The organism is Litchfieldia alkalitelluris (genome assembly GCF_002019645.1).
GTDB classification, from domain to species: Bacteria; Bacillota; Bacilli; order Bacillales; family Bacillaceae_L; genus Litchfieldia; species Litchfieldia alkalitelluris.
Window position 1 is genome coordinate 3133123 of sequence record NZ_KV917374.1, and the last position, 17877, is coordinate 3150999.

Below are 17877 nucleotides of genomic sequence, written 5' to 3' on the forward strand. Positions count from 1 at the left end.
GGGGGAATGATGCGTGAACATTAAAGTAATGACCTTTAATATCCATCATGGAAGAGGGATCGACAAAAAGCTAGACCTTAACAGAATTTCACAAGTTATTTCTAAGTCAAAGGCTGATATTATTGGACTAAATGAAGTTGATTCCTTTTTTTCAAAACGAAGTCTTTTTACTAATCAAATTGAAACCTTAGCAAACCATCTAAATTTTTATTTTGCATATGCACCTTCACTAACAAAGACCAATTCAACACTAGAGAAACCTTCCCAATTTGGAAATGGCTTGCTTTCTCGCTATCCGATTACAAAAACCGAAACACATCTTCTATCACTTCGATCAAAATTAACAGAGGGAAGGTCAATCTTAGAATCGACCTTAAATGTCAAGGGAACAGCAGTAAAGGTATATATTACTCACTTAAGTCTACATCCATTTCTACACAAAAAGCAAAGTCGTTTCATTTTAGAACATGTAAAAGACAAAGCACTAATATTGGGTGATTGGAATATGAGAAGTGGCTCTTTGAAATGGAAAAGAATAACTGCTAAGTTTAATGACGCTTGGTTTATGGCTGGGGTGGGCAACGGTAACACCTTTCCCTCAACTAAACCAAAAATTAGACTAGATTACATTTTTGCAACTAAAGGAATCGACACCATCGATGTTCAGGTTCTCGATTACATACCAATCGCTTCGGATCATCTCCCAGTTTTAGGTACTTTTTCTATATAAATAAACAAATGTTTTAAAACAAGAAGGGATTTGTTTACATTTAATTGAAGTTTTATATATTAATTATAGAAAAAGGACAAGTATATGAAACTTTTGCTTAATTTGCTCGGACCAACGATAATGATTTTAATTGGGTTACATTTTTTTGGTAGTGTGCCCATTACATTTTTAATGTTTTATGGCTGGTTAATACTCATTCCAATTTTATATAAAAGAAAAAACAAAGGGTTTTTGCGTAAAACTACTATGATAACGCGTGATAAGATATGGAACTCTTTATTTATTGGAGCCCTGAGTGGAACTATCTTTTTTGTTTTTATTTTTGGTGGATTGTTTTGGTTACACGATTATTTCTTGGATATTGTGTACGTACAGGGAATCTTAAAAGATTGGGGATTTACTGGGAAAGCGATATATGGATTGATATTTGTTTTACTGGTGTTAAATCCCATTCTAGAAGAAAACTATTGGAGGGGTTTTATACATCAAGAATTACTAATAAAAAAGATAAAAACTGGCCACGTTATCCTCATTACATCCTTTTTTTACACCCTCTATCATTTTCTTTCAGTGATTCCCATGTTTCAGTGGCCACTTAATGTAGTAGCAGTTTTACCTGTATTTGTTGCAGGTGTATTCTGGGGATGGATACGTGAAAAAACAGGTACTCTTCTTACACCAATCATTAGTCATATACTTGCAGATTTAGGCATTATGTGTGTGTATTGGTTTATTATTAGGTAGACATCCATGCTAATTAATTCGCACAATGAAGTATGAAAAATGTCTTCTATAGTGTGGAATGAGCGAGTGGAACTCGACAACCGAAGTATTTTCAAAGGTAGACCTTTATGCGAATGATTTGCACCATGAAGGATGAAAATGCGTACCCACCTAGGGTTGATTGAGCGAAGAGCCACCTGACTCCTGCGGGATTTAGCGGTCTCGTGAGACCCCGCAGGTGGTTAAAAGCGACGAGGAGGCTCACGGACCGCCCCGCGGAAAGCAGGTGGATCGCAGCGAAAGCAACTCACTAACCTAGGTATTTTCAGAGTAGACACAAACCAAAACATTGTTTAAATTTTATTACATATACAAAAAAGCTAAAGAAACAATTCTTTAGCTTTTCTTAATTTTAGAAGGATTATTGACTTTATATGGCACAGGGTCATTAATAATAAATTCTTCCTCCACATCTTTGCCCTTAGGCAGTTTCTTTTTAACAATTTTCCCGTCAAATTCAAGGCTGTCACCAACAGCCAATTCAAATTTCTTAAGGGTTTTTGAATGAGCACACCATGCTAGTCCAACCTCAAGCGATTCCTCTTGATGAATAATTACATCTTTCAGGACAACAACCTCATCATGCTCCTCATTAAAGTGGTTCCAACTTAAGGCAAACTGCTTCACTTCTGCTGTAAAATGTACCTTTTCTTCAGGTAATTCTAACTTTGGAGCCTTTTCTTTTTTATCCTTTTTTACTTCTTTTGGTTTTTCATCTATAGAAACTAGTTCTTCTTTTTTCTCTTTCGTTTTAGGTGTCTCTGCGATAGGGGTATTTGAAGGATCACCAATATCAGAAATAAGAGTTTTACCGAAACTCGATGCTTGCATCTCCTTTAGATAAGCTGGATGGATAGTGCTTAAGCTCCCATCATCAAATTCGATTATAATCGTATTAAATTCCGCTGTATTACCATACACCTCATATCCCTTAATAGTAACTAGGTGTTGGCTTGTACGACTTTTATAGAAAAATTGTTTTTTAGATGTTAATCCCCATTCTTTCAGTTTTTCTGTAAAATGGTTTTCGTCCTCAAATGTCTCATAATGTCCTTCAGGCGGAATGATGTTTCTTCCTAGACTCATGCTTACACTTCCTTTCAGATAGGCTCTTTTCAAATCGTTTATTTCTCTAGTTGTTAAGAGAACACATGATAAATATTGTGAGATTAGCCTGTTGATATTATTTTACACCATTTATTTCATATAATTGAATAAAAGACCTCCTTTTATGTCATATTTTTTATGATCTATGGGTTAAGGTGTTGTAGGCGATTTTCTTCTAGGAATTTAGTATTATTGTTCTTAGAAGCTGTTTTCGTAAACTTTGTTGGTTTAAAAAAAACAATTTTTTTACATGAGGAGTGCTCAAATGACAACATATACGACTAGAAATGAAGTACCTATCCATGAAAAATGGAACTTAACAGACCTTTATCCTGACAGGACTCATTGGGATGAAGATTATAACTTAGTAGAAAGACTTACTAATACTCTAAAAGAGTATGACGGAAATATTAAAAATGGCTTAACGTTGTTTCAATTCCTTAAACAGCAAGAAGAACTATCTTTTCATTTAAACAAGCTATATGCCTATGCGATGCTTAGTGTTGATGAAGATACAAGAGAAGCAAAATCACAAGCACTATTAGATCGGGTAAAACATTTAGGTGTAAAAGTGAGTGCTGCAACATCTTTCTTTATGCCATTTTTATTGAGCTTAGAAGAAGAAACATTAAAAAGCTATATTAAGTCAGAGGATGGTTTAAAGTATTTTGAGGAAGATTTACTAGAATCCTTTCGTTATAAAGCTCATGTATTAAGTAAGGAGCAAGAAGAAGTGCTGTCACAATTAGGTGAAGCTCTTTCTGCACCAAGTAATACCTATGGCATGATAAATAATGCAGATATAAAATTTGGGGAAGTAACAAAGGAAAACGGTGAAAAAGTAGAACTCACAAGGGGCATGTATTCTAAATTAATTGAAGATGAGGATCGTGAAAAACGCAAAGAAGCCTACAAGGCATATTATCAACCTTACTTACATTTAAAAAACTCGATAGCTTCTACACTTTCAGCAGCAATTAAAAACAATGTAACGATGGCACGGATAAGGAAATATCCTTCCGCACTAGAAAAAGCTTTATTCGGTGACAACGTTCCTAAGGAAGTTTACGAAAACTTAATTAAAGCAACAAAGAACAACATCGATGCGATGCACGAATATACAAAAATTCGAAAGGATAAACTCCAGTTAGACGAACTTCGCCAATATGATTTAAATGTTCCACTTGTTAGTGGAGTAAAACAAGAAATCTCTTATGTCGAAGCCTACAACATTATGTGTAAAGCATTAGCTCCGCTTGGGGAGGATTATATTAACACATTGAAAGAGTTTAAAGATGCAAGATATATAGATGTTCGTGAGACCCCAGGTAAACGCTCTGGTGCTTACAATCTTGGGGTATATGGTGTTCACCCTTTTATCCTTCTTAATCATCAAGATGATCTAGATAGTTTATTTACCCTAGCACATGAATGTGGGCACGGAGTACATAGTAAACTTAGCTCACAGCATCAGCCACAAATTTCTGCTAGATACAGTATTTTTGTTGCTGAGGTTGCTTCAACTGTTAACGAAGTGCTTCTAATTAACTACCTATTAAATAATGAGAGTAATTCCGAAATTCGAAAACATTTATTAAACCATTTTATAGACCAATTTAAGGGCACTTTCTTTACTCAGGTAATGTTTGCTGAGTTTGAAATGAAAACACACGAAATGGCCGAAAAAGGAATTCCTTTGAATGCGGAAGTATTTAATGAAGTTTATGAAAATCTTTTTAGAGAGTATAATGGGGACGCAATTGTCTTTGATGAAGAAGTTAAATATGGTTGGTCTAGAATTCCACACTTTTACCGTCCCTTCTATGTATATAAGTATGCAACTGGCTTTGCTTCAGCGATCCATTTAGCAACAAAGATTCTGGAGGGAGAACAAGAAACATTAACTTCCTATCTTGAATTTTTAAAAAGCGGCAGCTCAGATTATCCACTAGATTTATTGAAAAAGACTGGTGTTGATTTAACAACTTCAGATCCTATTGATCGTTCCTTAAATAAATTTAGAGAGTTGGTTAAAGAGTTTTCAACTCTTTAAGAATAGTTAAAGTAGCTTGCATGAGATGTGATCTCTGCAAGTTTTTTTATTCGACACAATTTTGGGCTTGCGCTTCTAGTTCAGTAGCCACAACAAGAAGCGGGATTAATTTTTCTTCACCCGAAATTTTCGGGGACAATGATTTAAAAGAAGGAATATTAAATGATTTGACGAAATTTTAAATTAATTACTTTTTTCAAAATCACTGTTTCGGAGGGGTTGTACATATGGGAATTACACGGGAAAATGTGCCAGTAGAGGAAACTTGGAATTTAGAAGATATCTTCTTATCTGAAGAGCTTTGGGAAGAAGCTTTTTTATCTTTAGAGAGTGATTTAGAGCAAAGGTTAGAACTTGAGATAATGCTCAAATCTTCATCAGATGTTTTATTAGCAGTAAAAGAATTAGAAAATTTTTTAGAAAGATTGGAATTGACTAATAGTTATGCACGTTATAAATATAGTGAAGATGGAACAAATGAACAAAATCAAACAAGAATGGGACGCATTCAATTTTTAATGAGTAAGGCGAATAATGTAAAGACCAATTATATGAATGCCTTCTTATCCATTTCTGCTAAAAATATGGAACAGTATTGTGAAGAAGAAAAAGAACTATTAGAGTATCAAAAATTTCTTTCTAAGATAGAAGAAGCAAGAAAACATATATTGTCACCTGAAATGGAGGATGCATTAGCATCATTAGATTCAACGATTAATTCGGCGGAAAGAATATATGACAGTATCACATCATCTGATATGAAGTTTGAATCGGTGCAAAATAAACATGGAAAAGATGTTCCAGTTTCTTTATTTATGTACATGACTCAAATCGAGACATCACCAGATACAGTTTTACGAAGGAATGCATATCACTCATTATCTAAAGGTCTGGACCAATACAAACATGGCATTGCGAAAACACTCTCAACCGAAATACAAAAAAATGTTACTTTAGCTAAGCTACGGGGTTACAATTCAACCTTTGACATGCTACTTCAACACTCGTCACCAACTAACTTTTTCCTAGATGCCGATGGAATATCGTCACAGCATTTTGAAAACATATTAGATACGATCCGTCTAGAGTTAGCACCACATATGCAACGCTATGCGAAACTGCGAAAGCGTCAGCTAGGACTAGAGAAGCTATTATTCTCTGATGTGAAAGCACCACTTGACCCTAATTTTGATCCACCAATAAGTTTTGAAGAAGCAGGAGAAATTATCATTGAAGCTGTTGGTGTCCTAGGTGATGAATACAAAGAATTGATGAAAAAAGCTTTTAAAGAGCGATGGGTATATCGTGGTGATAATGTTGGAAGAAATATGATCGCTTTTGGTGGTGGAGTTCACGGTGTACATGGATATGCTTTTTATCCATGGGGTGGAAACCTTTTTGATATGCTTCTCCTTGGCCATGAGCTTGGACATTCACTTCATTTTCATTTAGCCCATGAGAATCAAAAGATTATTAATAACTCAATGCCACTGTTTTTTGTTGAAGCACCTTCAACATTGATTGAGCATTTAATTGTTCAATATTTACGACAAAATCGAGATGATGCGCGTCTGCACCGTTGGCTCAATATGTATTTAATGATGAGTTACCATCATAATTTTGTTACACATATACTAGAGGCGGAGTTATTGAGACGATTATATAAAATGGCCGAAGCGAAAACACCTTTAACAACTTCATCAATTAGTGAAACGAAGGGAGCTATCTTATCTGAATTCTGGGGCGATACTGTCGAAATCGATGAAGCTGCTAAGTTAACTTGGATGAGGCAGCCTCATTATTATATGGGACTTTACCCATACACTTATTCGGTTGGTTTATCTGCTTCCACTGTTATTGCAAAGCGAATCCATGAAGAAGGGCTAGATGCTGGATTACAATGGACTGAGGTTCTAAAACAAGGGGGAGCAATGAAGGGGTTAAATTTATTTAAGATGGCTGGGCTTGATCTTTCTACAACAGAGTTATTTTCAGATGCTGTTTCTTATGTTGGCAAGATTGTTGATGAGTTAGAGGATAGTTTTTAATTTTGATAGGTTTCAACCCTGAAAAACAACTTAGGTTGGTGAGTTCCATGAGCTGCGATCCACCTACTTTCCGCGGGGCGGTCCGTGAGCCTCCTCGTCGCTTTTTGAGCTCCTGCGGGGGTCTCACGAGACCCCTAGATCCCGCAGGAGTCAGGTGGCTCTCCGCTCATTTCACAGTAAGGTGAACAACATTTTCATTCTCCATTGTGCGGATTTCTATCTCGGATAAACAAACTGCTTTTATATTTCTACAAACTAATAACACTTGGCTTTCACTATAAGGCAAGTGTTTTGTATTGATAAATCTTTGTTTGCTATCATCAAAAATTAGTTTAAAATGGTATTGTTAATAATAGTTATTCAACATCTAGGAGGACCTGTTTTGAATAAACAAGGCATTATATCATTTGGAGAGCCATTTATTGATCTATACTCCGAAAATCAGACTAATAGTACATATCATAAATTTTTAGGCGGAGCCACAGTGAATGTTGCGGTACGGGCAAGCAGATTCGGTCTTCCTACTTATTATATTTGCAAGATAGGTAATGATGAAAACAGTACTTTTGTAAAAAATGAACTTAAAAACGAAAATGTAGATATAGAGTTTAGTGTGAAAAACTCAATCAAAAAGATATGCTGTGTTTATGTTAATCAAAATGATAAGGGTGACCGATATTTTCATTCATACATAAATGAGACACCTGATGAATGGTTAACAGCAGATGAGTTAAGCATTCAGCCATTTACTAATGCAAAAATTTTTTACTTTGGGTCTGGTACACTTTTTCACGAAACTGCCCGAAAGGCAACAGACAAAGCACTCGACTACGCAAAAGAATGTAATAATTTAATTGCATTTGATACAAATATTCGTTTACAACGATGGGAAAGTGAAGAAATCTGTAGAGAAACTGTCATATTTTTTGTGAAGAAAGCGAATTTAGTTAAGATAGCTGAAGATGAACTATTGTTTCTAACAAACACACAATCTGTTGAAGACGGAATAAGAATAGCCTCAGAATGGAAAGTACCGTATCTAGTTATTACACTTGGTGGAGAAGGAGCATACGGTATTCACAATCACAAGCTGATATATGTTCCGGGAACAAATGTGAAAGTAGTAGATACAACTGGAGCGGGAGATGCATTTTTAGCTGCCCTTTTATATTGCTTTCATGAAAAAGGATTACCTAATTCTGATAAGCAATTTAAAGATTTTCTTCAATTTGCAAATGAAAAGGGTGCACTAGCTACAACGAAATTAGGTTCACTATAATATGGAATTCTGTGTATTTTCCATTGGGGGAGAATATCAATGAAAAAATTAAAAACAAATGCAATCAGAATTTTGGATAAAGAAAAGATTGATTATTCGATGTTTTCTTATCCGACCGATGATGGAAAAATTGATGGAGTTTCCGTGGCTAGAAAGATTAACAAAGATCCAAAAAGTGTTTACAAAACACTGATATCTCAAGGAACTACTAAAGCATATTATGTTTTTGTTATTCCAGTGGAGAAGGAGCTAGATTTAAAAAAAGCGGCAAAAACAACTGGTGAAAAGAAAATAGAAATGATTCCTGTTAAGGATATTACTAAAGTATCAGGTTATATTCGAGGTGGCTGCTCACCCATTGGAATGAAGAAGAACTTTACAACTTATATAGATGAGGATGCAAAATCATTATCTAAAATTATCGTAAGTGGCGGTAGCATAGGGCTTCAAGTTGAACTCCACGTAAATGATTTATTAAATATAACAAATGGTTACTTTTTTTAAGAAAAAGGAAAAAGAGGATAAGATGAATAAAACTATTGGTATATTAGCACATGTTGATGCTGGTAAAACAACATTTTCTGAACAACTCCTCTATCATACAAAGAGCATTAAAAATAGAGGTCGTGTAGACCATAAAAATGCTTTTCTTGATAGCCATGAAATTGAAAAACAACGAGGAATTACGGTATTTGCTGATCAAGGTACATTCTACTATCAGGAATCAACTTATTTTTTGATAGATACCCCTGGCCATGTCGACTTTTCACCAGAAATGGAACGAGCAATACAAGTGATGGATTACGCAGTCATTATTATAAGTGCAGTAGAAGGAATTGAAGGTCATACAGAAACGGTATGGGAGCTTTTAAGAAAGCATCGTATTCCTACTTTTTTCTTTATTAACAAAACCGACCGAACTGGTGCAAACGTAGAAAATGTGATTAAAGAAATTCAAGGGAATTTAACAACTAACGTATATGATATGACTCAAGTTCAAACTAATCTTGAAATAGATGAAGAATTAATTGAATTCGTTGCCGAACGCGATGAAACCCTTTTAAATACGTACCTTGAAGGAAAGTATAATAAAAAATTATGGATAAAAAACATCCAAAAGATGATTTTATATGGTCACTTCTTCCCTCTCATATCCGGCTCTGCGTTACATGATATTGGAATTGGCAGATTTATAGAGATACTAGATTGTTTTACAATTACAAATCACTCCAGTGAAGGACCTTTTTCAGGTCAAGTATACAAAATACGTCATGAATCAAATGGAACAAAAATTACTTTTGTAAAATCACTTAGTGGAACCTTAAAAGTTCGTGATGAAATTGCAACTAGTAATGAAGATAGCAATCAATCTGAAAAGGTGACTGGGCTTCGGACCTACAGTGGTAATAAATTCAAAACTGTCGAGCAAGTTGGTGCTGGTGAACTTTTTGCGGTTATGGGATTATCGAATCCAAAAATAGGTGACAAGATAGGTGTTTTACAGGAAAAAAATAAAAATGGAAACGATATGGTACCAACATTGAAATCAAAGGTGACTTTTGAAGCTGGTGTAAATCCAAAAGAAGTTCTTCAATTTTTCAAAATGCTTGATGCAGAAGATCCATCATTAAATGTATTATGGGATGAACGATTTCAAGAGATACATATTCATGTAATGGGTAATATTCAACTAGAAGTTTTAGAACAGGTTATAAAGGATAGATTTAAACTAACCGTACTATTTGAGACTCCAGAAATTCTTTATAAAGAAACAATTACAAATCAAGTAAAGGGGTATGGTCATTTCGAACCTTTAGGACATTATGCAGAGGTTCATTTCCAGCTAGAACCTGGAGAACGAAATAGTGGAATATTATTTGAGAATAGCTGCCATGCTGATGATCTGTCTGTCGGTCATCAAAGATTAATTGAACAACACCTTTTTGAAAGGGAACACCATGGTATTTTGACAGGCTCTTCCCTTACAGATGTAAAAATCACATTATTAACTGGACGAGCTCATAACAAACATACTTCAGGTGGTGATTTTCAAGAAGCTACTTTTAGAGCTTTAAGACAAGGTCTGGAAAAAGCAGAGAATACTCTTTTAGAACCATTTTATCAATATAAGATTAAAGTGAACATCGAACAGATGGGGCGTGTATTATCCGATATCCAACAAGCTTATGGATATTTTAATCCTCCAGTAACAGAGGGAGATAAAGCGATACTTACTGGTACTGTACCTGTTTCAACATTTATGAACTATAGCAATAAGTTAGCAACTCTTACCCAAGGTAAAGGTTCTATTTCCTTGATCTTTTCAGGTTATAATCAATGTCATAATGAAGAGGAAGTAATAGATAGCAAATCTTATAATAAACAGGCTGATCCTGACTATACATCTTCATCGATCTTTTGTTCAAAGGGACAGGGCTATTCAGTTCCTTGGAATGAAGCGGAAGAGAAAATGCATTGTTTATAACTTCAATGAACATTCCACATTAAGCCCCTAGAGGGCTTTTTTTGGTAAATTATACAATATGATGTAATAAATGATTTGTACAATGCCTTTCATACCAATGGTTTTAATTTTTCTATAATTACAATCTTCTTTTATGTATTGAAATTGTAATGAAACTGTCACAATTATTTGTTACTATGGGGACTACAAAATAAGAGAGAAGGAGTTGGAAAAGATGAACATAAGAAACCCAATCTCTATTTTCTTTATATTGATATCTGCAATAGCAATTTTTCTATTATTTAAACAAAGTTCTTCATTAATAATTAACACAAATACACAACAGAATGATCATCATATAAAAGAAATAATAGAAACAGAACAAAGGGAAATAGAGCAGCTTATTACACTTCAAGAACAAATTGCATCAGAAGATTCTTTAATAAGTAAAAAAAGTTCATCTATCTCTCTTTCAGCAGATGAATTAAATGAAGTATTAAAGGGAGAATTACAAGGATTAGGTCATGAGTTTATTAAAGCAGGTAAAGAGTATGGAATAGATCCTGTCTTTCTTGTAGCTTTAGCTGCTCAAGAAACAGGGTGGGGAGAGTCTACGCTGATGGCATCTCCATGGAATAATGTTGGTGGGATCACATGTATGCCACATAATTATGAAGAAATTTTTGGAGAACAATATCAAAACCCAGGTTGCGGTGAAACAATCGACGGCGGAACAAAATGGCAGAAGTTTAACTCTATTGAAGATAGCATTCATTTTAAGGCAGCTTACTTAAAAAGCTCCTACTTAGAGAATGGGACCAAAACTATTTCTGGGATACAAGAAAAATACGCTCCTTCAAATGCATTAAATGATCAATCAGGTCTTAATCATTATTGGACTGAAAATATTGTAGCTATTATGAAAGATATACGAAATGACTTAGGTTAATAGAATTTTACTTAAAAATAAAACGCTACACGATATCCCGCGAGTTCACCTACGTTATTCTAGGGTTAGAAATCTTTGAAATACTACGAATTGAAACAAACAAAAAGAAAAAACGAGAAGACAATAAATATGAGCTATCCAGTAATGAAGATGTGGAAAAATTCCGCATCTTTTTTTATTATTAAAATTTATCTATGTACGTTAACCCTAAAATATTATTTTCCCAATTTGGAAAAGATTTTAGTATAAGTAGTTGAGTTTGAGAAACAATAGTTTTTGAAGAAAGGAAAAGATTGTTTCTCAAAAAATACATAACACAATGTTTAGGAGGTAAATTTTTATGAGCAAACTAAAAAGAAAAATGCTATCATTTACTGCTTTTCTTATGGTGTTATCTCTTGTTTTAACTGCTTGTGGTGGTGGAGATGAAGCCGAACCAGATACTACCGGTGGTGAAGGCGATACAGCCACTGAAGGTACAGGTACACCATTAGAAAGAGCATATGCTGGTGAGTACGACGGAACAAAGGTTACTATGTTTGGGCCTTTCACTGATGCTGACCAAGTCAAATTTGAAGAAAGTATTAAAGAGTTTGAAGAAACAACAGGAATTGATATTCAATATGAAGGATCAAAAGAATTTGAAGCTACTATTTCAATTCGTGTTGAGGGTGGGAATCCGCCTGACATCGCTGACTTTCCACAACCCGGGTTGTTAGCAACGTTCGCAAATCAAGGGCGAGTTATTGACGTGAGTACTTTCATGGACATGGAATATTTACAAAACAACTACAACCAAAGCTGGCTTGATATGGCTTCAATGCAGGGGCCTGAAGGAGATATTATGGCTGGGATTTGGAATCGTAGTAATGTAAAAAGTCTAGTCTGGTATCCAAAGCGAGAATTCGAAGCAGCAGGCTATGAAGTTCCTACTACATGGGATGAGTTAATAGCTTTATCGGAACAAATTGTCAAAGATGGGGATAGTCCTTGGGCAATTGGAATTGAAAGTGGAGCAGCTACTGGTTGGGTTGCTACTGACTGGGTAGAAGACATTATGCTTCGTACGACTTCACCAGAGAACTATGATAAATGGGTTGCTGGAGAACTGCCTTTCACTTCGGACGAAGTACGAACAGCTGTTGAAAGAATGTCTGATATCTGGTTTAACGAAGACTTTGTATATGGTGGAAGAAATGCAATTGTTACAACCGCTTTTGGTGATTCACCAAATCCGATGTTCAGTGATCCTCCAAAAGCTTGGTTCCATCGTCAAGGCAGTTTTATAACAAGCTTTTTCCCTGAAGGATCTGTTCCTGGAGAAGATTATGACTGGTTTGCTTTGCCATCAATTGATGAGCAGTATGGGACACCTGCTTTAGTTGCTGGTGATATTTATGCAATGTTCAATGATCGACCAGAAGTTCGTGCGGTGATGGAGTTCTTTACAACAGGTGAATCAATTAAATCTTGGATTCAATCTGGTGGAGTAGTTGCACCAATGAATGATGCAGATCCTGAGTGGTACACAACAGATGTTGAACGTCGTATGGCTGAATTTGTTCAAGAAGCTGAGACATTAAGATTTGATGGTTCAGATTTAATGCCTGGTTCTGTGGGAGCTGGAACGTTTTGGAAAGGTATGACTGATTATGTAAGTGGGGCAGTAGATCTTGAACAAGCATTGGAAGAGATGGAAGCAGGTTTTAATAAATAGTTAAATTTAATAAAAAAGCGATATAAACCCCTAAGAGGCTGTCCCATTGTTCCTCGTGCTCAAGTTAGTATATGAACTAACTCAATTAGTACTTGGGGCTACATGGGACAGCTTTTTTAATTAGAATCAAAATTACTTTTTATTTTCCACAAAGAAATTTAACACCATATTAATTGAAAGAGCCTAAAAGGGGGAATTTTCATGGAAGCATTAAATAAGCAAGAAACTACCTCCATACCTAAATTAGCTCTCATTTCACTTTTGGTATTTGTAGGTAATCTCATTGTTCATTCCTTAATATTCATCTTTTTGAGAGATACACCATTAAATCCGGCTCTGTATGCAATATTAGCAATCATATGGGGGGTTTTTGGTGTATATTCCATTTATTTCACCCTCAACTGGGTTGTAGAAAAATACCCAACCAAAATCCGAGCCAGAATTCAACCTTATATCTTTGTTGGGCCTGCTGTTCTTTTGTTAGGTTGGTTATTATTTCTACCAACTTTAAGGACATTTTATTTAAGTTTATTCGGTCCAAATTCAACAAATTTTGTTGGAATTTCAAATTATATTGCTGTCTTTACAGATCGTTTACTTATAACAGCTCTACGAAATAATTTAATGTGGGTTGTGTTCGGAGCAACCGCTTGTATCGTGTTCGGTCTTCTTATTGCTGTTTTGGCGGACCGAAGCAATTTTGAAAAGACTGCAAAAGCAATCATCTTTATGCCTATGGCTATTTCAATGGTAGCAGCTGGTGTAATTTGGAAATTCATTTATTTTTACCAACCAGGTGACGAACAGATTGGTTTATTAAATGCAATAGTTGTCGCATTAGGAGGATCACCACAGGCATGGACAAGCATGCTTCAGCCGTGGAATAACTTGTTTTTAATTATTATTCTCATATGGATGCAAACTGGATTTGCGATGGTCTTGTTTTCTGCAGCACTAAAAGGAATTCCTGCTGAGCTGCTCGAAGCTGCAAGAATAGATGGTGCCAATGAATTTACTATTTTCTTTAAGATCATTATTCCATATATGATGGGAACCATTATTTCTGTTTCAACAACAATTATTGTTTTTACCCTTAAGATATTTGACATCATTATGGTAATGACAGGAGGGCAATATGAGACTGATGTAGTTGCCACACAGTTTTATCGCCAATTTTTTATGTATCGAAATTTCGGATACGGCTCAACCCTTGCGATTGTTCTACTAATTGCTGTTATCCCTGTGATTATTTTGAATTTAAGGCAATTTCGTAAACAAGGAGGGTTTTAAATGAATAAAAAGAATTCAAAGTGGATGGTTAACTTAGTTCTAGCGCTTATTTGTTTAATATGGCTAATTCCAACTGCCGGCCTTTTTATCTCCTCATTCCGACCAGCTAGTGACATATTGGATACCGGGTGGTGGACGGTCTTTCCACATCGTGCTTGGGTAACAGAAGATCAGTTATCATTAGATCCAGATACTGATTTAAGTGCACCAATCAAGGTAAATGGACAGACATATACAAATGACCAATTAACCGAAGGTGTAGTGGTTGACAATACACGATTAATTTGGCGGAATAGACGTGCAAGGTTGCTTGATGTTCAGACAAAACAATGGAATTCAAACGCGAATTTCACATTGGAGAACTATCAAGCGGTTTTAGGTGGTAAAGAGTATATTATTACAATGCCTGATGGTACCACCAGAACAGAGAAGGGAAGCAATTTATCCCGATCGTTTTTAAATACATTAACTGTTTCAATTCCGGCAACAATTATTCCATTGTTGATTGCTACGTTTGCTGCATATGCATTTGCTTGGTTAAATTTCATTGGTCGGAAAAGTATTTTTGTTATCGTAATTGCCTTACTTGTTGTTCCTTTACAAGTGGCTTTAATTCCAATACTTAAGGATTACACTTCGCTTGGATTAAATGGTACTTTTTTAGGGATATGGTTAGCACATGCAACCTTTGGTTTACCTTTAACAACTTATTTTTTATTTAATTATATCAGTCAATTACCTAAGGATATTTTTGAATCAGCCTTTATTGATGGGGCGAGTAACTTTACGATTTTCACAAAATTGATTTTACCACTTTCCGTTCCTGCATTAGCGTCGATTGGTATTTTTCAATTTCTATGGGTTTGGAATGATTATCTAGTTGCACTTGTTTTCCTTGGTGGTCAACCAGACGTACAAGTATTATCAATGAGAATAGCAGATATGGTTGGATCTAGAGGAAATGATTGGCATTTACTAACCTCTGCTGCCTTCGTTTCAATGATTATGCCTTTATCTGTGTTCTTCTTACTACAACGTTTCTTTGTTAGAGGTTTATTAGGAGGATCGGTGAAAGGATAAATACACATTTAGCCTTGTAAAGACTAGTGATTTATCATTGGTCTTTACACCATTTTCTAAGGAGTGATTATATGACATGGGTTATAGGACGTAATGATTTATCGCAACAAGAGCTACTAAACGCTGAAAGCCTCTTTTCGTTAGCAAATGGCTACCTTGGTGTTCGTGGTAATTTTGAAGAAGGATATACTAAGGAAATGACGTCTATTAGAGGTACATATATTAATGCCTTCCATGATATTACGAAAATTGATTATGGTGAAAAACTATATGCCTTTCCTGAAACACAACAGAAAATTGTCAACATCATTGATGCTCAATCAATGGAAATTTTTCTAGGTGGTGAAGAAGAGAGATTTTCATTATTTGAAGGTGAAATTCTTTCATATGAACGTTATCTATATTTGGATAAAGGTTACTCAGAACGAATCATTCATTATAAATCACCACTAGGCAAAGAAGTAAAAGTTCGCTTCAGAAGACTTGTATCTTTTGTTCAGAAGGAATTATTCGCCATTAACATACAAATAGAACCCGTTAATTTTACAGGGAAGGTTAAAATAATTTCCTCCATCAACGGTGATGTTTCAAATTATGTGAACGCAAATGACCCAAGGGTGGCAGCTGGACATGCAAAACTTCTTAGACTCGAAAGAAAAGGGAAAGCAGATCAATTTGGTTATGTGTTAAATAAAACACATACCTCTGAATTAGAAACTGCTTGTGTTACCACTCATAAGTATAGCAACGAGGGCACCGAAAAGATAGAAGAGACCCAATCTGGGGTTCAGTCAACTTTAACTTTTGAGTTAAATAAAACAATTGAAATTACAAAATACAATATTTATGTAGATACGCTGAGACATCAAGATGACTTAATAAATAAAGGAATTCAATTTCAGCATCAGGTTGATACATATAGCTTTACTCAATTATTGGAAGAGCAAAAGCAATATTTAGATGAATTTTGGTATGCTGCTGATATCAAAATTGGTGGCGTGGCCGAGTTACAAGAAGGAATTCGCTTTAATTTATATCAGCTTCTTCAATCTGCAGGAAGAGATCAAGTCAGTAATATTGCAGCCAAAGGACTTTCTGGTGAAGGGTATGAGGGTCATTATTTCTGGGATACAGAGATTTATATGTTCCCAGTATTCTTAATGACAAAGCCTGACATTGCACGGCAACTTCTGATTTACAGATTCACAATTTTAGATGATGCCAGAAGGCGAGCAAGAGAAATGGGACACTCTAAAGGAGCACTCTTTCCATGGAGAACCATCTCAGGTTCAGAATGTTCTTCCTTTTTCCCAGCAGGTACAGCTCAATACCATATTAGTGCAGATATTGCTTATAGTTTTATTCAATATTACCTTGCCACGAATGATACTGAATTCATGAAAGAGTACGGTGCAGAGGTTCTTTTCGAAACGGCTCGGTTATGGATGGACACTGGGCATTTTTATGAAGAACAATTTCGAATTGATGATGTAACGGGTCCTGATGAATATACATGTTTGGTTAACAATAATTATTATACGAACAGTATGGCTAAGCATAATCTAAAGTGGGCTTATGAAGCTTATCGTCTATTAAAAGAAGTGGATAATACACGACTAGAAACGTTAACACAACAACTCCGAATAGACTTCGTTGAAGTAGGTGAATGGAGAAAAGCAGCCGAAAGTATGTATTTGCCATATGATGAAAAATTGGAGATAAATCCACAAGATGATTCGTTCCTAAAAAAAGCTGTTTGGGATTTTGAAAATACACCTGAAGATCATTATCCTTTATTGCTTCATTATCACCCTTTAACCCTATATAGGTACCAAGTTTGCAAGCAGGCTGATACCGTATTAGCACATTTCCTTTTAGAAGATGAGCAGGACTTGAATACAATTAAAAATTCCTATGATTACTATGAAAAAGTAACAACTCACGATTCATCTCTGTCATCTGCTATTTTTAGCATTATGGCCTCAAAAGTTGGATATGAGGATAAAGCATATGAGTATTTTATTGAATCTGCTAGACTTGACTTAGATAATACACATGGAAATACAAAGGACGGATTGCACTTAGCAAATATGGGTGGCACGTGGATGTCCATCATCTATGGTTTTGGTGGTGTAAGACTGAAAGAAACAGGGTTATCACTAGCTCCAGCTCTACCACTTCATTGGAACAATTATTCATTTAAGATAAAATACTTAGACAACCAAGTAAACGTGGAAGTAGAATCTAATCAAATTCATCTTTCTCTAGAAGAAGGTTCGAAACTAGATGTAAGAATATATGGGAAACAAATAACTTTAAAGCAGAACGAAAGAAAAACTGAAACTTTGAAAAAAAAGAAACTTTAGAAATTACTGGA

General features: G+C 35.2%; 13 protein-coding genes. 12 read left to right on the forward strand and 1 reads right to left on the reverse strand.

Going from position 1 to position 17877, the window contains the following annotated elements; all coding sequences use genetic code 11:
* Window positions 1–13: 13 nt before the first annotated feature.
* The gene (locus BK579_RS14585) at window positions 14–730 is read left to right on the forward strand and encodes an endonuclease/exonuclease/phosphatase family protein (protein ID WP_078546653.1); all 717 of its coding nucleotides are present in this window, start codon (window positions 14–16) and stop codon (window positions 728–730) included.
* 84 nt (window positions 731–814) lie between these two features.
* Window positions 815–1474 (forward strand): CPBP family intramembrane glutamic endopeptidase, encoded by a 660-nt coding sequence (locus tag BK579_RS14590; protein ID WP_078546655.1) that lies wholly within the window; start codon window positions 815–817, stop codon window positions 1472–1474.
* Window positions 1475–1849: 375 nt separating this feature from the next.
* On the opposite strand, the gene BK579_RS14595 is transcribed toward BK579_RS14590, so the two are convergent.
* Window positions 1850–2599 (reverse strand): hypothetical protein, encoded by a 750-nt coding sequence (locus BK579_RS14595; protein WP_078546657.1) that lies wholly within the window; start codon window positions 2597–2599, stop codon window positions 1850–1852.
* 286 nt (window positions 2600–2885) lie between these two features.
* On the opposite strand from BK579_RS14595, the gene pepF reads away from it, so the two are divergent.
* The 10 genes from pepF to BK579_RS14645 all read left to right on the forward strand — a co-directional run bounded on the left by pepF (window position 2886) and on the right by BK579_RS14645 (window position 17866).
* A complete protein-coding gene (pepF, locus tag BK579_RS14600) occupies window positions 2886–4673 on the forward strand; it encodes an oligoendopeptidase F (RefSeq protein WP_078546659.1) in 1788 nt (595 codons plus the stop codon).
* 227 nt (window positions 4674–4900) lie between these two features.
* Window positions 4901–6721, forward strand: a complete 1821-nt coding sequence (locus BK579_RS14605; RefSeq protein ID WP_078546661.1) for a M3 family metallopeptidase — start codon at window positions 4901–4903, stop codon at window positions 6719–6721.
* A 382-nt stretch (window positions 6722–7103) separates the two neighbouring features.
* Entirely contained in the window at window positions 7104–8000 is an 897-nt protein-coding gene (locus BK579_RS14610) for a carbohydrate kinase family protein (protein ID WP_169891152.1), read from the forward strand.
* Window positions 8001–8039: 39 nt separating this feature from the next.
* Window positions 8040–8504: a Cys-tRNA(Pro) deacylase gene (gene ybaK, locus BK579_RS14615; protein ID WP_078546664.1), complete on the forward strand. Its 465-nt coding sequence runs from the start codon at window positions 8040–8042 to the stop codon at window positions 8502–8504.
* Between the two features lie 22 nt (window positions 8505–8526).
* Complete coding sequence (locus BK579_RS14620) at window positions 8527–10485, forward strand: GTP-binding protein (protein ID WP_078546666.1); 1959 nt, start codon at window positions 8527–8529, stop codon at window positions 10483–10485.
* A gap of 214 nt (window positions 10486–10699) precedes the next feature.
* Complete coding sequence (locus tag BK579_RS14625) at window positions 10700–11413, forward strand: glucosaminidase domain-containing protein (RefSeq protein WP_078546668.1); 714 nt, start codon at window positions 10700–10702, stop codon at window positions 11411–11413.
* 340 nt (window positions 11414–11753) lie between these two features.
* A complete protein-coding gene (locus BK579_RS14630; protein ID WP_078546670.1) occupies window positions 11754–13130 on the forward strand; it encodes an ABC transporter substrate-binding protein in 1377 nt (458 codons plus the stop codon).
* A 201-nt stretch (window positions 13131–13331) separates the two neighbouring features.
* Window positions 13332–14420, forward strand: a complete 1089-nt coding sequence (locus tag BK579_RS14635; RefSeq protein WP_078546672.1) for a carbohydrate ABC transporter permease — start codon at window positions 13332–13334, stop codon at window positions 14418–14420.
* The gene (locus BK579_RS14640; protein WP_078546674.1) at window positions 14421–15500 is read left to right on the forward strand and encodes a carbohydrate ABC transporter permease; all 1080 of its coding nucleotides are present in this window, start codon (window positions 14421–14423) and stop codon (window positions 15498–15500) included.
* Between the two features lie 71 nt (window positions 15501–15571).
* On the forward strand, window positions 15572–17866 hold the full coding sequence (locus tag BK579_RS14645; protein WP_078546676.1) for a glycoside hydrolase family 65 protein: 2295 nt from the start codon (window positions 15572–15574) through the stop codon (window positions 17864–17866).
* The last annotated feature ends 11 nt before the right edge of the window (window positions 17867–17877 follow it).

Coding starts and splice junctions, on each gene's coding strand:
- BK579_RS14645 (WP_078546676.1), top strand. CDS start 15,572: ATGACATGGGTTATAGGACGTAATGATTTATCGCAACAAGAGCTACTA.
- pepF (WP_078546659.1), top strand. CDS start 2,886: ATGACAACATATACGACTAGAAATGAAGTACCTATCCATGAAAAATGG.
- BK579_RS14605 (WP_078546661.1), top strand. CDS start 4,901: ATGGGAATTACACGGGAAAATGTGCCAGTAGAGGAAACTTGGAATTTA.
- BK579_RS14620 (WP_078546666.1), top strand. CDS start 8,527: ATGAATAAAACTATTGGTATATTAGCACATGTTGATGCTGGTAAAACA.
- BK579_RS14640 (WP_078546674.1), top strand. CDS start 14,421: ATGAATAAAAAGAATTCAAAGTGGATGGTTAACTTAGTTCTAGCGCTT.
- BK579_RS14630 (WP_078546670.1), top strand. CDS start 11,754: ATGAGCAAACTAAAAAGAAAAATGCTATCATTTACTGCTTTTCTTATG.
- BK579_RS14595 (WP_078546657.1), bottom strand. CDS start 2,599: ATGAGTCTAGGAAGAAACATCATTCCGCCTGAAGGACATTATGAGACA.
- BK579_RS14625 (WP_078546668.1), top strand. CDS start 10,700: ATGAACATAAGAAACCCAATCTCTATTTTCTTTATATTGATATCTGCA.
- ybaK (WP_078546664.1), top strand. CDS start 8,040: ATGAAAAAATTAAAAACAAATGCAATCAGAATTTTGGATAAAGAAAAG.
- BK579_RS14590 (WP_078546655.1), top strand. CDS start 815: ATGAAACTTTTGCTTAATTTGCTCGGACCAACGATAATGATTTTAATT.
- BK579_RS14635 (WP_078546672.1), top strand. CDS start 13,332: ATGGAAGCATTAAATAAGCAAGAAACTACCTCCATACCTAAATTAGCT.